Genomic DNA, 4,442 nt, shown 5'->3' with positions numbered 1-4,442 from the left:
TTCGCCGCCGCTTAACTCAAGCGTTAGCGCCTTCAGGAGAAGTCGTGAAATCCAGACGCCTGCTTGCGCCATTGATCGGACTCGCGCTGCTTTTTGTAAGTGTCGGCGCACAGGCCATCAAGCCGCCGATGCCGAGAACAAAAGCACAACTTGCAGGTGTCTGGGTTGGCCCGGACGCATGGGGTTCAATGCTGCGCCTAGAGCTCAATAGTGCCGGGCAAGGGCATCTCGTTGTCCGTGACCTTGATTCGAAAGGAAACCTGACCGTCTACCAAGTTGTGATCACAAAGATCAAGATCAACGATCTCTCCTTTTTCGGTAGCGCCAGTCACAAAAGGTGCTGCAAATATTGCTCTTTATGGCACCAATGACTCGAACGCCATTGACGTCGTTCGCTACCTAAAGGATTTAGGTGATGGCTATGGCGTTCATGGGCTACTTATTCGCCAAGCTGATCTACAGTCAGGCTTACAAGATTTCAAAGCTGCCGGCTCAAGGGTTCCTAACCAGCCAGCGCGCTAACAACTCGTTCAAGGCGGACGGCTTCGCCGCCGCTTAACTCCAGTGGCATACGCACGCGCTTCATACGGCTCTATCCACCGCTGGCTTTCTTGCCATTGCGCTGCGCAGCTTCAGCCGGCCGTTCAGGGCACAGACGCTCGGGCCAAAATACGGCGCCTTGCTATGGGGCTTGATCGGTCCGACGCTCGTTATCTCTGGCGTGTGCCTACGGTAGTTCTTTTTATCCAATCATCCAGGCGGACGGCTTCTAGTTACCGGCCTCAAATCTACAGCGCCAGGCCCTAAGCATGATAGAAATTCGGAAGGAAATGGCCTCGGATACAGCCGCCATTGAAGCGGTGACTGTCGCGGCATTCCAGGATGCCGCGCACGCAAGCCATACCGAGCAGTCCATCATTCGCGCACTACGCAGCTCCGGCCAACTCGCCGTTTCGCTGGTTGCGGAGGATAATGGCAAGGTCATCGGGCATGTTGCGGTGTCGCCCGTGGCCATTTCCGATGGCACGCGCGGCTGGCATGGCCTCGGTCCAATTTCCGTCCTCCCTGAACGACAAGGGCAAGGCGTTGGCACTCTTCTCATGGACCACGCCTTGGCGGAGCTACGTGCCATGGACGCGGCCGGGTGCGTCGTGCTGGGTGAGCCGGGCTATTACGCCCGCTTTGGCTTCAAGGCGGAACCGGCACTGGTGCTGCCGGGCGTGCCTGCAGGGTATTTTCAGGCCATTTCTTTCCATGGCTCATCGCCGTCGGGTCAGGTCAAATATCACGACTCGTTCGAAGCAACGGCCTGAGGATTCGTTCCAGCCGACGCCGTTTGGCGGCGGGCTTGATGCAGACGCCAAACTCCAGTCAGCGAGGACAGGCCGGCGCACACGCCGGACCCGCCACCCATGGCTCCCTACCCGGAGGCTCGCATGAACTACTTCCTGTACAGGCTCGACACGCCGCGGCCGACGTTTCCCGCGGATATGACGCCGGCCGAAGGCAAGCTGATGCAGGAGCACGCCGCGTATTGGCGTGGGTTGATGGACAAGGGCATGGTCGTCGCCTTCGGTCCGGTGGCCGATCCCAAGCGCTTCTATGGCATTGCCATCATCAGGCTGCAGGACGCCTCCGACCCCGGGGATCTTTGCGCCAACGATCCGGTGATAAGGGCCGACGCAGGCTTCAACTTCGAGGTTCATCCCATGCCCAGCGTGGTGCTCCCGGAGCATCGCGCCTGACACATCGGCTTTGGCATCTAATGGAGGCCAGGCACTCGGCGGCCACGATGGCCGTCCGGGGCCTGCTGCAGGCATGATGCGCAAGCCCGGCACGGGCTTCCTTCAACCCTGACGCACCGAGGTTCACCATGGCATCGATCCTGATCCGGTTCTGGCTGAAGCGTTTCGCGCTGGTGTTCGTGCTGGCATGCCTCGGCCTGGGGCTGGTCGAGTTCGTACAGCACGGCACCGGCCGCTTCTCTGTCGGGTCGGTCGTGGGCTGGAGCGCCGGGGCCGCCCTGCTCGCCTCGTCGCTCAGCACGTACTGGGCCTACAGGGTCCAGTGCCGGGTCGTGTTCAAGCAGCCTTCGGAGTAACCCGGCGCAGCTCGTGGATGCTGCGGGACCTGGCCGTTCGGCCGGTCGTTTCCGCAGCAGCCGGCCGGTGTGCCGCGGTGCACGCCTTCGTCCCGAGGCCTCGTCGACACCTCCGGCGCCCGCACCCGGTCATGTGGTTCTGGCCCCGCCGCGCGTGGAACGCCTTTCGGGCGTCGCTCAGGCCGGAGATTGCGGCGCGTGCGCGGCGGCGATGATGCGGTTGCGGCCTTGCGCCTTGGCCCGATACAGACAGCGATCCACGGTTTCGATGAAGGTGGCCAGGTCCTCGCCGGGCGCCGGCGTGGCGGTAGCCACGCCGAGGCTGGCCGTGAGCACGGGGCCGACGGTGGATGATTCGTGCGGCAGCTGCGCCTCGGCGAACGCGGCCAGGCAGCGCTGCGCGCAGTCCAGCGCCGCCTGCGCATCCACGCCGGGCAGCACCAGCAGGAACTCCTCGCCGCCGAAGCGGCCGAGCAGGTCGCGCCCCCGCACGGCCGCCGCATCCAGCAGCGACGCGACGCGCTTGAGGCAGGCGTCGCCGGCGAGGTGGCCGTAGCGGTCGTTGTACTGCTTGAAGCAGTCGATGTCCGCCAGCACCAGCGACAGCGGCTTGCCTTCGCGGGCGGCGGCGGACCATTCGGCATCGATGAAGGCGTCGAGGCGGCGGCGGTTGGCCACGCCGGTGAGGCCGTCGCGGAAGGACAGCTCGGTCAGCTCGCGCTGCAGCTGGAGCAACTGTTCCTCGGCGCGCTTGCGCTCGCTGATGTCGAACATGAAGCCGACCAGCGAATCGACCGCGCCGTCTTCGTTGCGCACCACGTGCACGACGTCGCGGATCCACACGTAGTCGCCCTCGCAGGTGAGCGCGCGATAGTCCGCCTCGTGGTCGATGCCTGCCTGCGATTGCGCGACGCAGAACTGCACCACGCGGTCGCGGTCCTCCGGGTGGATGCGCTCGGCCCAGTCCTGCACGGTGGCCCAGCTGTGCTGCGCCCAGCCCAGCAGGCCTTCGATCTGCGGTCCGATGTAGGAAAAGCTCGCAGTCGGCCAGTCGATCTTCCACGGTATGGCCCGCGTCGACTCGAGCAGCGTCTTGTAGACGGCGGGGTCCAACTCGGGCTTGTCGTCGTTTGCGTTCATGCCACTCCCTTCCGCCGTGCGCTACTACAAGCGCGCCCTGGTATCGATGCCTAGGCCTGCGCCACGGCTATCTGCGCTGGCCGTGGTGCCGGCTCATTGGCCGGGCGCACGCAGTACGCCGTCGTCCTTCAGGCTGAACGGCGTGAAGCGGGTGCCTTCGTCGAAGGTGTCCACGCCCTCGCGCGACTTGAGGAAACCCACCACCGCGTAGGTGAGCGGCGTCAGCACCACTTCCACCAGCACCTTCATCGTCCAGTTGAAGGCGATCACCTTGACGATGGTCTGGCCTTCCCAGATGCCGGTGAAGGCGATCGGGTAGAAAGTGAGGCTGTCCACGCCCTGTCCGACCAGGGTCGAGCCGATGGTGCGGGTCCACAGCATGCGGCCCTGGGTCCACAGCTTCATGCGCGCCAGCACGAAGGAGTTGGCGAAGTCACCCAGCCAGTAGGCGACCAGCGACGCCAGCGCGATGCGCCAGGTGTTGCCGAACACCAGCTCCAGCGCCGGCTGCAGTTGCGCGTTGAACGGCTCGCTTGCGCTGGCCGGCATGCGGATGATCGCCTGCGACATGAAGGTGGCGAACACCATGGCGCCGAAGCCGGCCCAGATCGCGCGCCGCGCGCGGGCGTAGCCGTAAACCTCGGTGAGCACGTCGCCGAAGATGTAGCTGACCGGGAAGAACAGGTTGCCGGCGCCGAAGGACAGCGCGCCCAGCACCGGCAGCGTGATCGTGCAGACCTTGGCCGGGCCGATCAGGTTGGAGCACAGCAGCACGGCCACCATGCCGCCGACCAGCAGGTCGTAGTAGCGAAAGCCGCGCATCTGCGCGGCAGGAACGGATGCTTGCATGGGGCCCCCTTTGGCTTGAACGACCGAGCATAACCCCGGGCGGGGGCATGGGCTCAAGCCACGAGGCATTGCAATGGATCGCCGCGACGGGCAAGACTCGCGGCCACACCGCCGCCGAGGCGCACGGCCCAGGGGCGATCGCAAGGACCGGCGATGCAAAGGGAGGGTGCCATGGAATCGTTTGCCAACCGCCTGCGCAAGGGCAGAGCCGCCTGGATCGCCGGAGAGCTGCGCTTCCGCGCGAATGGCGTCCTTCGGCCGGCCCGAACGCTGCCGCCGGGAAGCACGCCCCGCTGGTTCGCGGCTGCCGCCGGCGCGGCCCTGCTGCTGGCGGGCTGCCACGCACCCGCGC

Annotated in this window: 8 protein-coding genes; 6 read left to right on the top strand and 2 right to left on the bottom strand. The window is 65.2% G+C overall.

The genetic code is table 11. The annotated features are described in order from the left end of the window. The 5 genes from HOQ08_RS07405 to HOQ08_RS07385 form a co-directional block, all read left to right on the top strand. On the top strand, positions 1-371 hold a 371-nt coding region (locus HOQ08_RS07405), incomplete at its 5' end, for a hypothetical protein (RefSeq protein WP_291192870.1). A gap of 44 nt (positions 372-415) precedes the next feature. Further along, on the top strand, positions 416-559 hold the full coding sequence (locus HOQ08_RS07400) for a hypothetical protein (protein ID WP_291192868.1): 144 nt from the start codon (positions 416-418) through the stop codon (positions 557-559). A gap of 250 nt (positions 560-809) precedes the next feature. Further along, the gene (locus HOQ08_RS07395; protein WP_291192866.1) at positions 810-1,313 is read left to right on the top strand and encodes an N-acetyltransferase; all 504 of its coding nucleotides are present in this window, start codon (positions 810-812) and stop codon (positions 1,311-1,313) included. Positions 1,314-1,436: 123 nt separating this feature from the next. After that, positions 1,437-1,745, top strand: a complete 309-nt coding sequence (locus tag HOQ08_RS07390) for a YciI family protein (RefSeq protein WP_291192864.1) — start codon at positions 1,437-1,439, stop codon at positions 1,743-1,745. A 128-nt stretch (positions 1,746-1,873) separates the two neighbouring features. Further along, positions 1,874-2,101 (top strand): hypothetical protein, encoded by a 228-nt coding sequence (locus tag HOQ08_RS07385; RefSeq protein WP_291192862.1) that lies wholly within the window; start codon positions 1,874-1,876, stop codon positions 2,099-2,101. A 177-nt stretch (positions 2,102-2,278) separates the two neighbouring features. On the opposite strand, the gene HOQ08_RS07380 is transcribed toward HOQ08_RS07385, so the two are convergent. Then, positions 2,279-3,241: a sensor domain-containing diguanylate cyclase gene (locus HOQ08_RS07380; protein ID WP_291192860.1), complete on the bottom strand. Its 963-nt coding sequence runs from the start codon at positions 3,239-3,241 to the stop codon at positions 2,279-2,281. Between the two features lie 93 nt (positions 3,242-3,334). Further along, complete coding sequence (locus tag HOQ08_RS07375; protein ID WP_291192858.1) at positions 3,335-4,090, bottom strand: queuosine precursor transporter; 756 nt, start codon at positions 4,088-4,090, stop codon at positions 3,335-3,337. A gap of 171 nt (positions 4,091-4,261) precedes the next feature. Here HOQ08_RS07375 and HOQ08_RS07370 point away from each other — a divergent pair. Next, a partial coding sequence (locus HOQ08_RS07370) for a hypothetical protein (RefSeq protein ID WP_291192856.1) occupies positions 4,262-4,442 on the top strand: 181 nt, incomplete at its 3' end.

This window comes from Frateuria sp., from assembly GCF_013362045.1.
Taxonomy (GTDB): Bacteria; Pseudomonadota; Gammaproteobacteria; order Xanthomonadales; family Rhodanobacteraceae; genus Frateuria_A.
This window is presented reverse-complemented; position numbering and strand designations above follow the sequence as displayed.